This window comes from Collinsella sp. SGI.184 (genome assembly GCF_050313415.1).
Taxonomy (GTDB): Bacteria; Actinomycetota; Coriobacteriia; order Coriobacteriales; family Coriobacteriaceae; genus Collinsella.
In genome coordinates this window covers 1-18,330 of record NZ_JBNPLJ010000006.1, presented here as the reverse complement: position 1 = coordinate 18,330, position 18,330 = coordinate 1, and the positions used below count along the sequence as shown (strand labels likewise).

General features: G+C 61.1%; 15 protein-coding genes and 1 pseudogene. 5 read left to right on the top strand and 11 right to left on the bottom strand.

The window, feature by feature from the left end; translation table 11 throughout:
• Positions 1 to 174 precede the first annotated feature (174 nt).
• The 11 genes from ACQRAJ_RS03245 to rpmE all read right to left on the bottom strand — a co-directional run bounded on the left by ACQRAJ_RS03245 (position 175) and on the right by rpmE (position 14,278).
• Positions 175 to 2,310: a ribonuclease R family protein gene (locus ACQRAJ_RS03245; RefSeq protein ID WP_427747710.1), complete on the bottom strand. Its 2,136-nt coding sequence runs from the start codon at positions 2,308 to 2,310 to the stop codon at positions 175 to 177.
• Positions 2,311 to 2,578: 268 nt separating this feature from the next.
• Complete coding sequence (ftsX, locus tag ACQRAJ_RS03240) at positions 2,579 to 3,499, bottom strand: permease-like cell division protein FtsX (protein ID WP_154515997.1); 921 nt, start codon at positions 3,497 to 3,499, stop codon at positions 2,579 to 2,581.
• Positions 3,486 to 4,703 (bottom strand): cell division ATP-binding protein FtsE, encoded by a 1,218-nt coding sequence (ftsE, locus tag ACQRAJ_RS03235; RefSeq protein ID WP_427747709.1) that lies wholly within the window; start codon positions 4,701 to 4,703, stop codon positions 3,486 to 3,488. Before ftsE ends, ftsX begins: the two co-directional genes overlap by 14 nt.
• A gap of 449 nt (positions 4,704 to 5,152) precedes the next feature.
• Positions 5,153 to 6,094, bottom strand: coding sequence for a transketolase family protein (locus ACQRAJ_RS03230; protein ID WP_427747708.1), 942 nt, complete (start codon positions 6,092 to 6,094; stop codon positions 5,153 to 5,155).
• 1 nt (position 6,095) lies between these two features.
• Positions 6,096 to 6,926, bottom strand: a complete 831-nt coding sequence (locus tag ACQRAJ_RS03225; protein ID WP_427747707.1) for a transketolase — start codon at positions 6,924 to 6,926, stop codon at positions 6,096 to 6,098.
• Positions 6,927 to 7,133: 207 nt separating this feature from the next.
• Positions 7,134 to 8,024, bottom strand: a complete 891-nt coding sequence (locus ACQRAJ_RS03220) for a YitT family protein (RefSeq protein WP_427747706.1) — start codon at positions 8,022 to 8,024, stop codon at positions 7,134 to 7,136.
• A 162-nt stretch (positions 8,025 to 8,186) separates the two neighbouring features.
• A complete protein-coding gene (gene prfB, locus ACQRAJ_RS03215) occupies positions 8,187 to 9,335 on the bottom strand; it encodes a peptide chain release factor 2 (RefSeq protein WP_427717736.1) in 1,149 nt (382 codons plus the stop codon).
• Positions 9,335 to 12,142 (bottom strand): preprotein translocase subunit SecA, encoded by a 2,808-nt coding sequence (gene secA / locus ACQRAJ_RS03210; protein WP_427747705.1) that lies wholly within the window; start codon positions 12,140 to 12,142, stop codon positions 9,335 to 9,337. The genes prfB and secA overlap by 1 nt, the downstream gene beginning before the upstream one ends.
• 156 nt (positions 12,143 to 12,298) lie before the next feature.
• Positions 12,299 to 12,571 (bottom strand): hypothetical protein, encoded by a 273-nt coding sequence (locus ACQRAJ_RS03205; RefSeq protein ID WP_427727409.1) that lies wholly within the window; start codon positions 12,569 to 12,571, stop codon positions 12,299 to 12,301.
• On the bottom strand, positions 12,558 to 13,661 hold the full coding sequence (locus tag ACQRAJ_RS03200) for a hypothetical protein (protein ID WP_427727407.1): 1,104 nt from the start codon (positions 13,659 to 13,661) through the stop codon (positions 12,558 to 12,560). Before ACQRAJ_RS03200 ends, ACQRAJ_RS03205 begins: the two co-directional genes overlap by 14 nt.
• Before the next feature lie 191 nt (positions 13,662 to 13,852).
• Entirely contained in the window at positions 13,853 to 14,278 is a 426-nt protein-coding gene (gene rpmE / locus ACQRAJ_RS03195; protein WP_427727405.1) for a 50S ribosomal protein L31, read from the bottom strand.
• 349 nt (positions 14,279 to 14,627) lie between these two features.
• On the opposite strand from rpmE, the gene ACQRAJ_RS03190 reads away from it, so the two are divergent.
• The 5 genes and pseudogenes from ACQRAJ_RS03190 to ACQRAJ_RS03170 form a co-directional block, all read left to right on the top strand.
• Complete coding sequence (locus ACQRAJ_RS03190) at positions 14,628 to 14,915, top strand: ACT domain-containing protein (protein ID WP_006235289.1); 288 nt, start codon at positions 14,628 to 14,630, stop codon at positions 14,913 to 14,915.
• Between the two features lie 74 nt (positions 14,916 to 14,989).
• Complete coding sequence (locus ACQRAJ_RS03185; RefSeq protein ID WP_427727403.1) at positions 14,990 to 16,408, top strand: citrate synthase; 1,419 nt, start codon at positions 14,990 to 14,992, stop codon at positions 16,406 to 16,408.
• Positions 16,409 to 16,470: 62 nt separating this feature from the next.
• Positions 16,471 to 16,668 (top strand): annotated as a pseudogene (locus tag ACQRAJ_RS03180) (putative RNA methyltransferase); the annotation flags it as partial.
• Positions 16,669 to 16,731: 63 nt separating this feature from the next.
• A complete protein-coding gene (locus ACQRAJ_RS03175; protein WP_052241580.1) occupies positions 16,732 to 17,433 on the top strand; it encodes a methyltransferase domain-containing protein in 702 nt (233 codons plus the stop codon).
• A 231-nt stretch (positions 17,434 to 17,664) separates the two neighbouring features.
• A partial coding sequence (locus tag ACQRAJ_RS03170) for a helix-turn-helix domain-containing protein (RefSeq protein WP_427747704.1) occupies positions 17,665 to 18,330 on the top strand: 666 nt, incomplete at its 3' end.

The following is an 18,330-nucleotide window of genomic DNA, read 5'->3' as shown; positions in this document are numbered from 1 at the left end:
GCATGGGCGCCGATGGGACGAGTGGCATAACGCGCCAACGCGGCCACCAGCAGCACCAGCACGATAGCGGTGACATCGCCCGCAGCATCGAAACCCAGGTCAATAATGTCGAAGTGCCTGCCGGGAACAAAAATCTTATGCACCCGGTCGCCAACCAAGTTTTTTCTGGCCAAACTAATGGATGAGCTTAAAGTCCAAGTGCCCGCGGGTCGTGTTGACGCGCGAGACCTCGATGATCACGCGCTGCCCCAGCTCATAGCGAGTCCCCGTGTCGGCACCCGTGAGCGTGAGCGCGTCCTCGTCAAACTCGAACCACTCGCTTCCCAAGCTCTTAATCGAGACCAAGCCCTCGACCTGTGTCAGGTCGAGGCGCACAAAGAGGCCCATGCTGCTGACCCACGAAATGGTTCCGGCATAGCGCTCGCCCAGACGATCCTCGTAATACTGGGCAATCTTAATCTTTTGCGTCGCATGGCTGGCGGCGTCGGCCGCACGCTCGGCATCGCTGCATGCACGGCAAATCTGCGGCAAGATGCGCGGCAGCGACTCGCGACCCCTGCCGATCAGCCGCGGCGTGCGCACCAAGGCATCCTTGCCGCCCAGCTGCTCATACGCCAGCTGCAATTTGAGCACGCGATGGACAACAAGGTCCGGATAGCGTCGGATAGGGCTCGTAAAGTGGCAGTAGCACGGCGCGGCGAGCGCAAAGTGGCCCTCGTTGCGCGGCTTGTACAGCGCGCGCTGCATACTGCGCAATAGCAACGTGTTGACAAGCGGGGCATTTGCCGTGCCAGCGGCAGCGTCAACCGCCGCCTGCAGCTCATCGGGACTTCCCAGGGCAATGCCGGCCGCGCGGCGATCGTCGATGATACCCAGCTGCGCCAGCGCCACAGCGGCCCCGTGCAAGCTGTCGGGGCTGGGATCCTCATGCACGCGATAGCATGCCTCAATATCGCGGTCTGCCAGCCACTCGGCAACGCACTCGTTGGCAAGCAGCATAGCTTCCTCGATGAGCGACGTGGCACACGAGCGCTCGCGGGCCACGATCTGCACGGGAATGCCGTCCTCGTCCAGCAAAGCGCGAATCTCCGCCGTGTCAAAGTCGACCGAGCCGCGCGCACGGCGAATGCGACGGCGTCGCTCGGCAAGCTCGTTGGCAGCAACTAGGAAATCGCTCAGATCCACGTCGTAGTCGCGGGCAGTCTCTTCGCAAGTCAAACCGCGCTCAAGCGCCTCCTCGCGCGACGCCTCGGCTGCAGCAACATCCTCGGCGGCACCTTCCAACACGGAGTACTCCACCGCACCGGCACGCACCAGCAGTGCCTCGGCACCGTCATAGTCCATGCGCACGCGCGAGCGAATCACGCTAGGATACGGATCGTAGTGGCGGACGTGCCCCTGCGCATCGAGCTCGATGTCGACGGTAAACGCCAGGCGATCCTCGTCGGGGCGCAAGGAACACAGGTCATTCGACAGGCGCTCGGGCAACATGGGAAGCACGCGATCGGCAAGGTACACCGACGTCGTGCGATGGCGAGCCTCTAGGTCGATGTGTCCGTCCCAGGCCACATAATGCGATACATCGGCGATATGGACACCCAGCTTGTAGCCGCCCTGCGTCGTGCGCTCCAAAGAGATGGCGTCGTCAAAGTCGCGCGCGTCGACCGGATCGATCGTGATGATAAAACGGTCGCGCAGATCACGGCGAAGTGGGTCCTTAAGAGCTGTCGCCACGTCGAGCGATAGCTCCTCGGCCTCGGCAAGGGCGGTCTCGGGATAACTATCGGTATAGCCGTAACGAGCCATGACATATTGAACGCCCAAGTCGGGCGCATCGTCGCCGCCAATGCGGCGCTCAAGAGTCACGGTGCCCGATTCCAGGCGTGTCGGATAGGTCAAAATGCGTGCGACGACTGCATCGCCCGGATGCACGCCCAAACGCTCCGCCGAAGTATCCTCGGGCAAAATAAAGAAATCGGCCTTGAGACGCGAATCAAGCGGCTCGATCACACCGAGGGGGCCTGCCGTCTGATACGTGCCCACCACGCTTATGGCCGCGCGCTCGACAACGCCCTCGATCACGGCACGGCGATCGCCGCGCGGTCCGGTCTTAATGCTCACGGCCACGATGTCGCCGTCCATAATCTCGCGCTTGCCGCGACCCATAACCTTATAGTCGCCATTATCGGTGACAACATAGGCGCTGTGCTCATGGAGCTGCACACGGCCCGTCAGGCTGGGACGCCGCTCGCTACGCACCGGCGCGCGCTTGTTGCGAGCGCTACGCTTATGTTTGTTATTGCGCCCCATGGCGCCTCCTTACTATCTGTTGCGGGGCCCGCAGGCGCAACCGCATCATGTCAAAACACCGTGCAGGCCTAAACCGCACGCATCAAAGAGTCTACCCAATCAACAACGGGGCACGCACCTCGCGTCATGATCCCTATGTGACGGAGAAAATCGAATTATCGAGACAAGCCGAACTGCCGGTGAGCCCTTTTCCTCCGTCGCACGGGAATCAAAAAACGGGCCGCCCCAGAGCGGGACGGCCCGTTAGCAAAACTAATTCCAGCTGTGTCTACACGCGCAGGTAGCGACGCATGGCAATGGCGGAACCAAAGAGACCGATGATCACGCCGACCAGAATCAGTGCGGCATACGTCACCAGGTAGTATTGCATCGGCAGCGCAAACGACATCCAGCCAATGCTCTCCTGAAGACGCGGAACCAACAGGTTGCGAAGCAGCTCCAAAACACCGATGGAAAGCAGCGAGCCCAAAACGGCCTGCAGCACGCCCTCGGTGATAAACGGACCGCGAATAAAGCCATTGCTGGCGCCCACCAAGCGCATGATAGCAATCTCGCGGCGGCGAGCCGTAATCGACAGGCGAATCGTGTTGTTGATAAAGATGAACGCGATAAACGTCAGCAAACCAACAAGCACAACGGCAGCGATGCGGATGTAGTTCGTCACCTGGAACAGGCGGCTCACTTCCTCCTGACCGTACAGAACGCTCGCATCGACGTCACCGTCATCCGCGATCTTCTGGAAATCGGAGTTCTTCTTGAGCTTCTTGGCCGTGCTCTCGACCTGGGACGGATCGTCCATCTCGATCGCGAACGAAGCAGGCAGCGGATTCTGGCCATCAAGTGCGCTCAGAGTGGCGTCGGCGTTACCCGACATCTTGCTCGTGTACTCGGCCAGCGCGTCGTCCTTGTCCTTATAGGTCACGGACTTAACGTTGTTCCACGTCTTGAGCTCACTCTCGAAAGCCTGGACGTCGGCCTGGTCGGCGTCATCGCTAATAAACGCGTTGATAACAACCTGATCCTCAACGGTGCCGATCACGGAGTTCAGCATCGCGGAACCCATGATGAACAGGCCGATGATAAACAGCGATAGGAAAATCGTGATGACGGCGCCGAGCGAGGTGGTCCAGTTACGGAAGAAGTGGCTCATTGCCTCTTTGAGCGAATAGCCCACGTTAGTTGGTGCCATAGTTGCCGTAACCTCCCCTCTCCTGGTCGCGGATTACGTGGCCGCCCTCGAGGGCGATCACGCGACGATGCATACTATCGACCATCTCGCGATCGTGGGTAGCCACGATCACGGTCGTGCCGGTGCGGTTAATGCGCTCGAGCAGCTTCATGATGCCGAGCGAAATTGCCGGGTCGAGGTTGCCCGTTGGCTCGTCGCAAATCAGCAGCGGCGGACGGTTGACCATGGCGCGGGCGACGGCCACGCGCTGTTGCTCGCCGCCGGAAAGCTGATCGGGCAGCGAGTCCATCTGATCGGCCAAACCGACCAGACGCAGTACCTCGGGCACCTGGCTGCGAATGACGCCCTTGGGCTTGCCTATGCACTGCAGGGCAAACGCCACGTTTTCATAGGCGGTCTTTTGCGGCAAAAGCTTAAAGTCCTGGAACACGGCGCCAATCTGGCGGCGCAAGAAGGGAACCTTGCGATTCTTGATTTTCATGAGATCCTGACCGGCGACCAAAATGCGACCGCTCGTAGGCCTGACATCACGGTTGAGCGTGGAAAGCAGCGTGGTCTTACCCGATCCGGAATGACCGACCAAGAAGACGAACTCACCCGGATAGATCTCGATGTTGATGTCGTCGAGTGCGGGCTTGTTGGGCTGTGCCGGGTAGATCTTGGTGACATGCTCCATCAGAATGACGGGCTCGACACCGGCCTGCTTGGCCATCTTCTTGCGACTTGCCTGCGGATCGATAGGCGCGAACACCGACGTAAAATCGGGGTTGTTGAGCGCATTGTCAAGACTTGCGACCTCGGCAGCCTGATCATTCTCGACCATGGGCGCAGCGGGCTGCGTAGGATCGGGAATGCCGGCAAAGAGGCCGGACTGCGCCGGTTGCGGCGCGGGCGTAGCAGGAACCATGGGATCGGGAATGCCCGCCATGGTCGGCTGAGGCTCGGCTGACGTCTGAGGCTGGTTCACGCGAGCAGTCACCTTTTGGACGGGCTCAAAGCCCGCAGCGGCAGAAAGCTCGACATCGCTGGTGGGATTGTAGGCAAAGGGATCGGATGCCGGCCGTGCCTGATCTGCCGGCTGTGCGGGGGCCTGGGCATTATGCTGGCCCTCTGAATCCGGAGTGGCGAAACGTGTGCCCGGGACACCTTGCCGTGTCTTGGGGGCCTCATCGCCCGCACCGGAGGTACGGAAGTGGTTACCCACTGGTGCTCCTTATCATCGTGCGTTTAAACTACATGAGCGCTTTGTATTTTAGCAGCATTAGCTTCACTGCACATAAGAAGCATGGCAGGGTTTTGGTCTCACCGGCCGCGCACAGGGCTACCTCCCAAATCGTCCTCGGACATGTCGGAGTCCCCGCTACGCGCTTCGCGCTGCGGGGACTCCTCCGTCCTGCGGAATGATTTGGGAGGTAGCCCTGTGCGCGGCCTGCGGCTACTAAGGAGTCGCCGCGTTTTTCTTGGGGTGCTGCATATACAAAGTTGGAAGGGCTGAGTTGCACTTTGCTGATATGGGCCCGCTTCCCGGAGGTAGCCCTTGCTTGGTGCGGGCCCGATTTGTTTGTTGCCGAAAAAACAGGGGCGCCCTCTTTGGGGGCGCCCCTGTTCTGGCTTGCATACGGTTGCTAAAGCGATACTTTGCCTCGTCTTGCCCTAGGCCAAGAACTCCTTGGTGGTTGCCACGATGTTGGCGGCATCCAGGCCGTACTTGTGCAGGAGCTCGGCGCCCGGGCCGGACTCGCCAAAGGTATCGTTGACGCCAATCTTCTTGAGCGGCGTCGGGCACTGAGCGCAGAGCACGTCGGCAACGGCGCTGCCCAGGCCACCGATCACGGAGTGCTCCTCGACGGTCACGACGTGGCCGGTCTTGGCGGCGCTCTTGACGATCAGATCGGCGTCGATGGGCTTAATGGTGTGCATGTTGATGACCTCGGCGTCGATGCCCTCGGCAGCGAGCTGCTCGGCAGCCTCGAGAGCCTCGCCAACCATCAGGCCGCAGGCGATGATGGTCACATCGGCGCCCTCACGCATGACGATGCCGCGGCCCGGCTCGAACTTGTAGGTCTCGGGGTCGTTGATGACCGGCGAGGCCAAACGGGCAAAGCGCATGTACACGGGGCCGTCGCACTCGTAGGCGGCGCGGACCACGGCGCGGGCCTCCACGTCGTCGGCCGGGACAATCACGGTCATGCCAGGGATAACACGCATAAGGGCGATATCCTCGCAGCACTGGTGCGTGGCACCGTCCTCGCCCACCGAAATACCGGCGTGCGTGGCGCCGATCTTGACGTTGAGGTGCGGATAGCCGATGGAGTTACGGACCTGCTCAAAAGCGCGGCCGGCGGCAAACATGGCAAAGGTGCTCGCAAAGGCAGTACGACCGGTGGTCGCGATACCGGCGGCGACACCCATCAGGTTGCTCTCGGCAATGCCCACGTCAAAGAAGCGGTCGGGGCAGGCGGCCTTAAACTTACCGGTCTGCGTGGCGGCAGCCAGGTCGGCGTCGAGGACCACAAAGTCGTCGTGCTCGGCAGCGAGCTCAACGAGGGCCTCGCCGTAGCTTACACGCGTGGCGATTTTCTTGACGTCTGCCATCCTAGAGCTCCTCTCCGGCGGCCGTGAGCTCTGCCATGGCCTGCTCAAACTGTTCATCGTTGGGGGCCTTGCCGTGCCAACCAACCTGGTTCTCCATAAAGGAAACGCCCTTGCCCTTCATGGTCTCGGCGATAATGGCGGTAGGCTGACCCTTGGTGGCGCGAGCCTCGGCAAAGGCGGCGCGAATCTGACCGAAGTCGTTGCCGTCGGCGAGCTCCACCACGTGGAACTTAAAGGCGCGGAACTTGTCGGCGAGCGGCATGGGATCGTTGACCTCCTCGACGGGACCGTCAATCTGCAGACCGTTGTGGTCAACGATCACGCAGAGGTTGTCGAGCTGCTGATTGCCGGCAAACATGGCGGCCTCCCAGACCTGGCCCTCCTCGCTCTCGCCGTCGCCCAGCAGGGCGTACGTGCGGTAAGTATCGCCCCAGTGCTTGGCGGCGACGGCCATGCCCACGGCGGCGGAGATGCCCTGGCCCAGCGAGCCGGTGGACATGTCGACGCCCGGGGTGTCGTTCATGTTGGGGTGGCCCTGCAGGTGGCTGCCGATATGGCGCAGCGTCTCGAGGTCCTCCTTGGGGAAGAATCCGCGCTCGGCGAGCACGGCGTACAGACCCGGAGCGCAATGGCCCTTGGAGAGCACAAAGCGGTCGCGGTCGGCCTTGCGAGGATAGGCCGGGTCGATATTCATTTCCTCAAAGTACAGATAAGTCATGATGTCGGCAGAGCCGAGCGAACCGCCCGGATGGCCGGACTTGGCAGCGTGCACGCCGGTGACGATGCCCTTCCTTACCTCGTTGGCAACCTTTTTGAGCTCTTCGTCGCTCATTGTGCCTTCCTTTCATCCTCTTTAGACAAGATGCGCACGGCGCAGAAGGTAATCCCAACCCAGCCGCAATGCACGTGCGCCATTCATTATGCTGGAAACTGAAGGCTTTACCAGAGTTTTTATCATTATTTGAATAATTTAGCTGGCAGACCCGCTGATGAATCGGTTTATCAATGTGAACGTCTTTTGGATGGAGCGCAGTCTACCCTACGCGTTAATGTCCTTGAACCCCTCACCGAAGGCTTCCGTAACGTCGGCGACCGTCACGATAGCTTGAGGATCGCGCTCGCGCACGATGGTCTTGAGTGTATTGAGCTCGCGGCGGCTAACGATCACCATAATCACCGGCTTCTCAGCGCCCGAATACATGCCGGTCGCCTTAAATTTAGTGCAGCCGCGACCCAGGCCATACATGATATCGGCCGCGATATCGGGGAAATTCTCCGAGATGATGAGCACCATACGGCGCTTGTTGCCGCCATCGACCACAGCGTCGATCACATAGCCGCTAATTACCATCGAAAGCCCTGCATACAGCGCGTTCTCTAGAGAGAAAACGGGGGCCGATGCCGCGCATACGGCGACATCGATCGCCATGACGGTCGAACCCACCGGCAGCGAGGTATTACGCGAGATAATCTGGCCGATGGTGTCGGAGCCGCCGGTGTTGGCGCCGGCGCGTAACACCATGCCGTAACCAATGCCCGTGATAATGCCGCCCCACATAGCGGGAAGCATCAGGTCTGAATCTGCCAGAGGCGCTACAAACGGGGCAAACAGGTCGGTAAAGAAGCCCAGTAGCACAAAGCCTGTCGCCGTCTGTACCACATAGAACATGCCGCCCTCGCGCATGACGACCAGCAACAGCAAGGCATTCATCACGATGGTTTGGATACCGACGGGCAGCGACACGCCCCGCGCGGCACCGACCGCCTGGATAATAGTCGCAAGGCCCGTAACGCCACCGGCGGCAAGACCGTTGGGAATCAAAAACAGGTCGGTCGCGATGGCCGCCAAAGCGCACCCAAGCATGATCTGGGGTAGATCGCGGAAGAAGTTCATTGAAAGAATGCGCTTGATATCCAGACGATATGCCATGCTACCTCCCTCAAAAAAGCGCACCCCCTTGGGTGCGCTTTGAACTTCTTACCGTATTCGATTCTACCGATTCGCCGAGGAAAAACCACCCCGCGGCGGGTTTGCTCTGGATATAAAACCGCCTGTCCAGAGTTTAGTGTCGGTCCGTGACTCACCCGGGGCTTAAGCGGACGGAGACTCCGCATCAGCATTGCCGGTAGCCCAGCGATGGTAGCCGATCACAAACGGATCCAAGTCGCCATCGTCGAGAACGGCGTCGACGTTGCTGGTCTCCACGCCCGAGCGCAGGTCCTTGACCATCTGATACGGATAGAGCACGTAGCTGCGGATCTGGTTGCCAAAGCCAATCGTGGTCTTGGGACCGCGGATCTCGTCGAGCGCCTCGGCGCGCTTCTCGAGCTCAATCTCGTACAGGCGGGCCTTGAGAATCTGCATACACGCGGCCTTGTTCTGAATCTGGCTGCGCTCATTTTGGCAGGTCACTACAATGCCGCTGGGAAAATGCGTCACGCGCACGGCGGAGTCGGTGGTGTTGACGCCCTGGCCGCCCGGGCCGCTTGCGTGGTACACGTCGACGCGGATATCGTCGGGGTTGATCTCGATATCGATATCGTCGGGCAGCACCGGAATGACCTCGACGCCGGCAAACGTAGTCTGTCGACGCTTCTTGTCATCGGTGGGGCTAATGCGCACCAAACGGTGAACGCCGGCCTCGGCACGAAGCATACCGAAGGCATCCTTGCCCTCAACGGTAAAGGTCGCGCGATCAATGCCAATGACCTCGGCAGCGGGGCAATCGTTGATGGTGACCTTCCAGCCGCGGCGCTGGCAGTACTTCATGTACATCTTAAAGAGCATGAAGGTCCAGTCCTGCGCCTCCAAGCCGCCCTGTCCGGGCTTGATGGTCACAATCGCGTCACCGTGATCGAACTCGCCGGTAAACCAGCTCGAAAGTTCGAGCTCATCGATGGCGCGTGCCAGACGATCAGCCGTGGCGGCAGCCTCCTCACGCAGTGCAGCGGCATCGGGGTCATCGCCCATTTCCTCGGCAAGTTCCAGCGCCGCGCGGGCATCGGAGAGCTCGCCGCGCGCGGTATCCACGGCGGCGATATCCTCCTTGGCGCGCGCAATCTCTTCCATCGTGGCGCGAGCGGCATCGGCGTCGTCCCAAAAGCCGGGAGCGACGCTCTTGGCCTCAAGCTCGGTCACGTGGGTGCGCTTCTCGTCCAAATGAAGATACGACTCAACCTCGCCGAGCCGGTCCGCAAACGCGTCCAACTCGGCGGGCGTTACCTCTAAAGCATCCGCCATTAACGATTCCTGCCGTGGCAGTACTTGAACTTCTTACCGCTGCCGCAAGGGCACGGTTCGTTGCGGCCCACGTTGACATACGGGTCGTCGCTCTCGGACTTGCGGTAGGTGGTCACCTTAGCGCCGTTGTTGACGGCTGCCGGTCCGCCCTGGACGGCCGTGCGAGCCTGTGCCCGTGCCTCCTTGCGCAGGACCGAGTTGCCGTTGTCGCCATCGACGTCGGCGGGGCCGGAGAAGCGCGCACCCTCGAGCGCGGGGTCCTCCTTGCGCTCCACAGCCTGCGGGGCGGCCTTGATCTCGATGCGCAGGACGGTGCGCAGGTAATCCTCGTACATGGTGTCAACGAGCATCTGGAAGGCACCATAGGCCTCAGTCTTGTACTCGACCAGCGGGTCGCGCTGACCAAAGCCGCGCAGTCCGATACCGGTCTTGAGATAGTCCATCTCCTGCAGGTAGTTCATCCAGCGGGTATCGATAACGCGCAACATAACCTGAGTATTGAGCTCGCGCATGAGGTCCTCGCCCAAGCGCTCGGCCTTCATGTTGTAGCACTTCTCGACGTAGGCCAGGACATCGGCAGCAAGGGCCTCGTAATCCTCGTCGGGGAACTTGGGCGTATCGATATGACCGGTCAGTTCCACGACCCACTTGCGCAGGCCATCGAGGTCGCGCTCGCCGTCGTGGCTGTCCTTAGTGCAAAACTCCTGCACGCAGCGGTACACGGTGTCGTGCATGACCTCGGTGATGTGGTCGGTCAGGTCCTTACCGTCCAGAATCTTGTTGCGCTCGGCGTAGATAACCTGGCGCTGCTTGTTCATCACGTCGTCGTACTCAAGAACGCTCTTGCGCATGGAGAAGTTGATGCTCTCGACCTTGTGCTGAGCGCTCTCGACGGCCTTGGAGATGATCTTGTGCTGGATGGGCATGTCGTCGCCCATTTCTGCCGTGACCATCATCTTGGAGACGCGGTCCATCTTGTCGCCACCGAACAGGCGCATCAGATCGTCCTCGAGCGACAGGTAGAACTGGGTCTCGCCCGGATCGCCCTGACGACCGGAGCGGCCGCGCAGCTGGTTGTCGATACGACGGGACTCATGGCGCTCGGTACCGATGACGGTCAGGCCGCCGGCGGCAAGCACGCGCTCGCGCTCGGCCTTGCAGGTCTCCTTGGCCTCGGCGTTAAACTGCTCGAGCTGCTCGGGCGTCACGTCCTCCATGGTCAGGCCCTCGTACTCAAGGCGCTCGCGCACCAGCTCGTCGGGGTTGCCGCCCAGCAAGATGTCCGTACCACGACCGGCCATGTTAGTAGCGATGGTCACGGCGCCGTAGCGTCCGGCCTGGGCAACGATATGAGCCTCGCGCTCGTGGTGCTTAGCGTTGAGGACCTCGTGCGCGATGCCGCGCTTGGTAAGGGCGGCCGACAGCTTCTCGGAGCTTTCGATGGAGACGGTGCCCACCAGGACCGGCTGGCCCTTGGCGTGACGTCGCTCGACGTCGTCGGCAACGGCGTTGTACTTGGCCTGGATGGTGCGGTACACCAGGTCCTCATGATCGACACGCTGCACGGGCTTGTTGGAGGGGATGACCTCGACGGGCAGCTTGTAGATCTCGCGGAACTCGGCGTCCTCGGTAAGCGCCGTACCGGTCATGCCGGAAAGCTTGTCATACAGACGGAAGTAGTTCTGCAGGGTGATGGTAGCCAGCGTCTGGTTTTCCTCGCGCACGAGCACGCCCTCTTTGGCCTCGATAGCCTGGTGCAAGCCCTCGGAGTAGCGACGGCCCTCCATGATGCGGCCGGTGAACTCATCGACAATCTTGACCTCGCCGTTGGTAACGACGTACTGCTTGTCGCGGTGGAACATGTATTGGGCCTTCAACGCCTGCTGCAGGTGGTTGACCAGCTGGCCCGAAAGGTCGGCGTAGATGTCCTCGATACCCAGGCGGCGCTCGATCTTCTTGAGGCCGCGCTCGGTGGCGGCAATGGTGTGCTTGGCCTCGTCCATGACGTAGTCGCCCGTGGGCTCCACGTCCTCGGTGGCGGTGAGCATATCGTGCGACACGTCCTCGCCGCGCTCCAGCCCGCGCACGGCGCGCGCGAAGTCCTTGTAGGTGCTGGCCGACTTGGTGCCGGCGCCCGAGATGATCAGCGGGGTCCTGGCCTCGTCGATCAGGATGGAGTCGACCTCGTCGACGATGGCGTAGCTGTGGCCGCGCTGGACGCGCTGCTCGGGGCGGGTGACCATGTTGTCGCGCAGGTAGTCAAAGCCAAACTCGGAGTTGGTGCCGTAGGTGACATCGGCCTGGTAGGCCGGGCGCTTAAGCTCGAGCGGCATGTTGTTCTGCAGCAGGCCGACGGTCATGCCCAAATACTTGTAGATGCGGCCCATCCACTCGGAGTCGCGCTTTGCCAGGTAGTCGTTGACGGTAACGACATGCACGCCCTTGCCGGCGATGGCGTTAAGATAGCCGGCCAGGGTGGAGACGAGCGTCTTGCCTTCGCCGGTCTTCATCTCGGCGATATGACCTTCGTGCAGCGCCATGGCGCCGATGAGCTGTACGTCAAAGTGACGCATGCCCGTGATGCGCTTTGAAGCCTCGCGCACGGTGGCAAAGGCCTCGGGGAGCATGTCGTCAAGCGACTCGCCGTTAGCGTAACGCTCGCGGAACTTATCGGTCTGGCCGCGAAGCTCCTCCTCGGTCATCTTCTCAAACTGAGGCTCAAGCCCGTTGATCTGGTCAACGATCTTGTAGTAGCGCTTAAGGTCCTTATCGGATCCAAAGGACAGCAGCTTTGACATGAATCCCATGTGGTTTTCCTTTTTTGGCCATCGCCCGTAGCCACTGCACTGGGCGAGTTAAACACAGATAGTTGTACTTTAGCCAAACGGGACGCACGCTATACGCTCGACCTCATCCCCCACGTAATAACTACGACCGACCTGCCAAAAAGGGACGTTTTATTTTTAGTGGCTACGGCCCAGATAGGCGCCGATAACTTTGCGCTGCTCGACGCTCGCCCGATAGTAGACGCGAAGCTCGCCTTCGGCATTCAAATCAAAGCGCGCCTCGTCAATCAGGCCATTCTTGTGCGCGGTCATGAGCGCCTCCTGCATGCGCGGCCTTGCAAAGGCGGCAAACGATGCGTACTCGGCCGCGAGATCGGCCATCACATCGTCGACGCAAGCCTCGTCATGGCAAACAAAATAATCGAGCATGGCATAGTTAAGCGGAAGCATCCCGATCACCGTCCTTTTTAACCATGTCGAGGGGATTCACGGCGATCAGGCAAATGCCGACGAGGTTGACGACGGCCGCCACCCATGCGACGGACGGAAGCGCGTAGCCGTCAAAGCCCAAGACCAGGCCGACGATAATCCACGTAAACAGCGGCGCTGTAAAGGTATAGGTGCCGTTGATGGCCATGCCCAGCGCCGTGCCGCACATGGAGTTGGCGCGATACCAGCTCATAAACGAAAAGTAGGCGGCAAAACCGGAGCAGGCGAAAAACACGACGGAGGATTTGTCGGTGAGCGCTTGGGCGACAAGGACGTAACTCTGACCAAGGGGCTCTCCGCATGCCAAGGTTAGGACCGGCAGTACCAAGCACAGGTTGCCGACGCCCGAGACAAGCTGACGGATGTTGATGGCGATCTGAGGATCGATTATGCAGGTGGCGCGGCCGCCCACGCATCCCTCGACGCCCCAGCACAGGGCGGCTAACAGCGCCAGGCCCAAGCCAAGCGCCATGCCAGAAGATGCCTGCCCGCTCAGGCCGGCGCTACCGATCATGGCGCCGGCGACCACGCAGACAACGATGCCGGTGACGACACGGGGGCTAAGCGGCTGTCGGTAGAGCACGCGGGCGAGCACCGCACCGATCGCGGGGTTGAGCGCGGCGATGGGCACGGCAAGCGTGCCTGCCTGCGAAAGCGCGATAACGTAGGCGGCAGAAGCGATGGGCCCGCCAATGAAGGCGGCGGCGATAACGATGACGCCGGGCTTTGAGGCGATACAGCGGCCTAGGTCGGCGAGTTTGCCCTGACCGGCAGTGAAAAACGTGGCCCAGACGGCACTCAGCACGTCATTGACGCCCGAGGCGATTGTGGGCAAGATGAATACCGCCAAAAGGCCGGAGGGAGCAAATGCATCGAACCAACCGGCCCAAACGCCAAAGAGCTGACCGGCGGTAACAAAGGCCGTGTACAGCGCATACATACAGCTCGAAAGCGCCGCGACAGCGATACCCTTCCTAAAATAGGCAGCATCGAGCGCACGCTTCTTTGCCACCGCGAGCTCGCGATTGCCCAAGGACGTCGATGTGTCCACGTAGCCTCCTATCGGTTACCTGCCAAAAAGGGACAGGTTTATTTTGGCAGGTTTTATCTGGGCAAACGAAAAATCCCCACCGTTCGGTGCAAAGAGGACGTGCTACTTTGCGTCGATAAGAAAAGGGCCGTGCACCCAATTGGATGCACGGCCCTTTTGCCATGAATGCGAGCGATTCCTCGGCGAGCTATTTACTCAGCAGCCTCGGTGGTCTCGGTCTCGACAGCGGCCTCCTCGACGGGAGCCTCTGCGGGAGCCTCGGCGGCCTGCTTGGCAGCCTCCTCAGCAAACTTAGCGGCACGCTTGGCCTTCTCGGCAGCCTTAGCCTCAGCGGCGGCCTTGCGAGCGGCCTCGGCCTCAGCAGCCTTGGCGGCCTTGGCGGCCTTGGCCTCCTCGGCCTTCTTGAGCTGGGCGGCAGCGGCGCCACCAAACTTGTCGGCGAAGCGCTGGACGCGTCCACCGGTGTCGACGAACTTCTGCTGGCCGGTGTAGAACGGGTGGCACTCGTTGCAAAGCTCGACCCTCATCTCGGACACGGTAGCGTGCGTCTTGAAGGTGTTGCCGCAGGAGCACGTCACCGTGCACTCGACATACTGGGGATGGATACCCTGCTTCATGGTAGGACTCCTTATTGGTCAGGCGCTGGTTACCGATCAGCGCATAAGGCGTCTTGGTTTCCGACCAAGACAACAAACTCGGCTATGTTACCACGGCGTCGAGCGTCCCACAAAAGGTTCACGGTCTTTACGCCGGAGTGCACAGGCGAATCTGCCCGATCGCGGCGCCAACAGAGCCGCCCGAGCTGTCCAGGGTGCCAAAAATACACCCTACGAGACAAGCGCTCCATGTTGCAGACGTGTAACGCCGCAGCAAAGGTGCCCCTTTTTGCACGGGACAGGTACAATGATGAACACTGTACCGTAGCGGAGCGCCGCCGCGCGCCGCTAACACGCGAAAGGGTTTCCCATGGCCGAGATCTCGTCCTCCCGTATCGTCATCACCGTCCTTGGCAAGAACCGCCCCGGCATTGTCGCCGGCGTCACCCGCGTCCTGGGCGAAGCCAATGTCGACATCCGCGACATTACGCAGTCCATTATCGAGGACATCTTCACCATGACCATGCTGGCCGACACCGCCGAGTCCAAGCTCGACTTCGCCGAGCTGCAGAAGGCCCTGGCCGAGGCCGGCGAGCTTTCGGGCGTCAACGTGTCCATCCAGCGCGAGGACGTCTTTAACTTTATGTACCGCCTGTAGCGAACAGGCTGCGTGACGACGGCCCAACGTGCGCCCAGGCGCAACGTCGCCACATAGCCCGGAGAGGAGCGCGCATGGCCTACGACGCCAAGAAAATCTATTACCGCTTCGACGACCACCTGAGCCGCCTGGTCTTGGACTACGAAGCAAGCCGCCAGATTTCGCCCGAAAGCGAAAATTTATACTACGGCCTGCCGACCGACCCTTATGACGAGGAGCTGTTTGTCGAGCACGATGTCAAGCGCGGCCTGCGCAATGCAGATGGCTCGGGTGTGGTTGCAGGCCTCACTCGCATCTCGGATGTGCATGGTTACAACAAGGTCGACGGAAAGGCTGTGCCCGATCAGGGTAAGCTCACGCTTCGTGGCTACAGCATCGAAGATCTGGTCAACAATGCCCAGGCCGAGAACCGCTACGGCTACGAAGAAGTCGCCTACCTGCTCATCACGGGCTCTCTGCCCACCAAGGAAGAGCTTGACGGTTTTTGCGAACGCCTGGGTGCTTTTAGGCACCTGAGCGACGAATACGTCCGCGTGTTCCCCATGACCACGGTATCCTCGAGCATCATGAACGTGCTTCAGCGCGCCGTGTTGCTGCTCTATGCCTTCGATGCCGAGCCCGATGTAATCACACCCGAGCACGAGATCGACGTTGCCATTTCCATGCTGGCACGTCTGCCCCGCATCGCCGCCTTTGCGCACATGGCATCGATCGCAAAGTGCCACGGTTCGGAGATGCACGTGCCGCACCCCACGCCCGGTCTCTCCACCGCCGAGACCATTCTGCAGGTCCTGCGCGGCGGCATGGCGTTCACCCGCGACGAGGCCATGCTGCTCGACGTGATGCTCATGCTCCACGCCGAGCACGGCGGCGGCAACAACTCCACCTTCGCCTGCCGCGTGCTGTCGTCTTCGGCCACCGACCCGTATTCCGCCTACGCCGCGGCTATCGGCTCGCTCAAGGGCCCGCGTCACGGCGGTGCCAACGCCAAGGTCGTATCCATGCACGAGGACATTCGCGCGCATGTTTCCAACTGGGAAGACGATGACGAGGTCGCTGCATATCTGAGCAAGATTCTCGACAAGCAGGCCTTTGACGGCACGGGGCTCATCTACGGCATGGGACACGCCGTCTACACGCTCAGCGACCCGCGCGCCGAGGTCTGCCGCCACTACGCACGTTCGCTCGCCGCCAAGAAAGATCTGGGCGAGGAATTCGCGCTGATCGAGCGCATCGAGCGCCTGGCGCCCCAGGTCATGCGCGACCACGGCATGACCAAGCCTATCTGCGCCAATATTGACCTGTACACGGGCTTTATCTACAAGATGCTCGGCGTACCCGAGACGCTCTTTACGCCGATGTTCGCCGTGGCCCGCATGGCAGGCTGGTCGGCACACCGCATGGAAGAGCTCTTCTGCGCACACCGTATTATTCGCCCGGCATACCGTCCGGTAATCGAGCCACTGGAGTACAAGCCACTCGCCGACCGTTAGGACGCGCACCGTTATAGAACACGAGCGTGGCCAGGGTATCACCGCCCTCGGCCACGCTTTTTATGCCAGCAGAAAGGGCTGCATCGAATGCTAGAATTGCTTGGACGAAAGGAGACGCAATGGTACTCGACAGATACGCGCGATTTGCTGACAGCGCCGACGTGCTCTCTTGCCCCCTTTGCCACAGCGCCCTGAAGCTGCAGGAAGGGAGCCTCGTATGTCCGAAGAGGCACTGCTTCGATATCGCAAAGCAGGGGTACGTAAACCTTCTAGGGCCCTCCAGGCAGTCAGCCCACTACAGCAAAGAATCCTTTGAGAGCCGCATGGCAATCCTGGAGGCAGGGTATTACGACCACGTGAAAGAAGCCGTCCTCACCGCGGTAGGAAGGGCCCTTTCCCCAAGCGAGGGTCCTGCAGCTGTGAACGCGACGCCATTCCGCGTGCTCGACGCGGGATGCGGAGAAGGCTTCTATGCACGTGCAATCCGAGAAAACCTCTGTGTCGACGTGGTGGCGTTTGACCTCTCAAAAGACGCCATGCTGATGGCGGCCCGCCACGATTCCAGAAAGGCGGTCAAATGGCTGGTTGGCGACCTGACGAACATCCCCGTGCTGAAAGGCTCCATCAACTGCGTGGTGGACGTATTCGCTCCCTCGAACTACGACGAATTCAAGCGCGTTCTCACCCCAACCAGAAACGCCTCCGCGCCAGGAGTGCTGGTCAAAGTGGTTCCAGGCAGCAATCATCTTACGGAGCTGCGCCACCTTGCTGAAGGATCTTTGCGCAGCAAGGAATACTCAAACCAGCTGGTGACCGATTGCTTTGAGAAGCACTTCAAGATGACCGACCGCATCAAGGTGACGCGCACCTTCGAGATGTCCGAAAGGGACGTCCGCGTGTTCGCCGAGATGACGCCGCTGCTGTTCGGCATCGACGCGGAGTCCCTAAATCTATCGCGTGTGAAAAGCATCACCATCGAGGCTGAATTGCTGGTGGGCACCCCTCGCTCCCAAGGCCCTTCATGAGCTCAGCCAGCTCATCATCCTCTTAATTGCAGGGCTGAAGGACAGCCCTTGTCAACCGCCCCAGAAGAAATCTGGCTCTTCGGTGGTTTCTGTGGGAGAGATTCCGGCATAGGCCCAGCTCAGCGGGCGAAAACAACGATCTGGAACTGAAACGGCCCCGGGAGGGGCCGTTTCCGCGTCATCCGCCTATGATTGCTAAGCCAAATTCAGACAACCGAAGAGGTGTGACGCATGAAGAGTCTACTACTTCTCGCCCTCGGTCTGGCCCGCACGGTCGTCCTGGGCGCGCGCATCGAGGCCGAGCGCATCGTCGTGAGCGTCCGGCCCTACAAGCGCGAGCAGCGCCGCTGCCCCGTATGCGGCAGGGCCTGCGACTTCTACGACATGGCGAACCGCGGGGCCCCCAGGCTGTGGAGGGCGATGGACCTGGCGCGCTCGGCCTGCTACCTGGAGTACGCGCCCTGCAGGGTGCGCTGCCCGGAGCACGGCGTGCGCACCGAGGCCGTCCCCTGGGCGCGGCACGGGGCGCGCTTCACGCGCGACTTCGAGGACTGGGTGGCGTGGCTGGCGGTCCGCTGCACCGCCTCGGCGGTCTCCGAGCTCGCCCGCGTCGAGTGGCACAGCGTGGGCGGCGTGTGCAGGCGCGTCTACGCCGAGCTGGAGGCCGCGCGCGGCGCCTCGAGGTTCGACGGCGTGCGCCGCATCGGCATCGACGAGACGTCGTACAAGAAGGGCCACAAGTACGTCACGGTGGTCGTCGACCACGACCGCGGCTGCCTCATCTGGGCGCACGAGGGCACCGGCAAGGACGTGCTCAACCTGTTCCTCGACGAGCTCACGCGCGAGCAGAGGCGCGCCATAGAGGTGGTGACCGCCGACGGCGCGAGGTGGATAAGG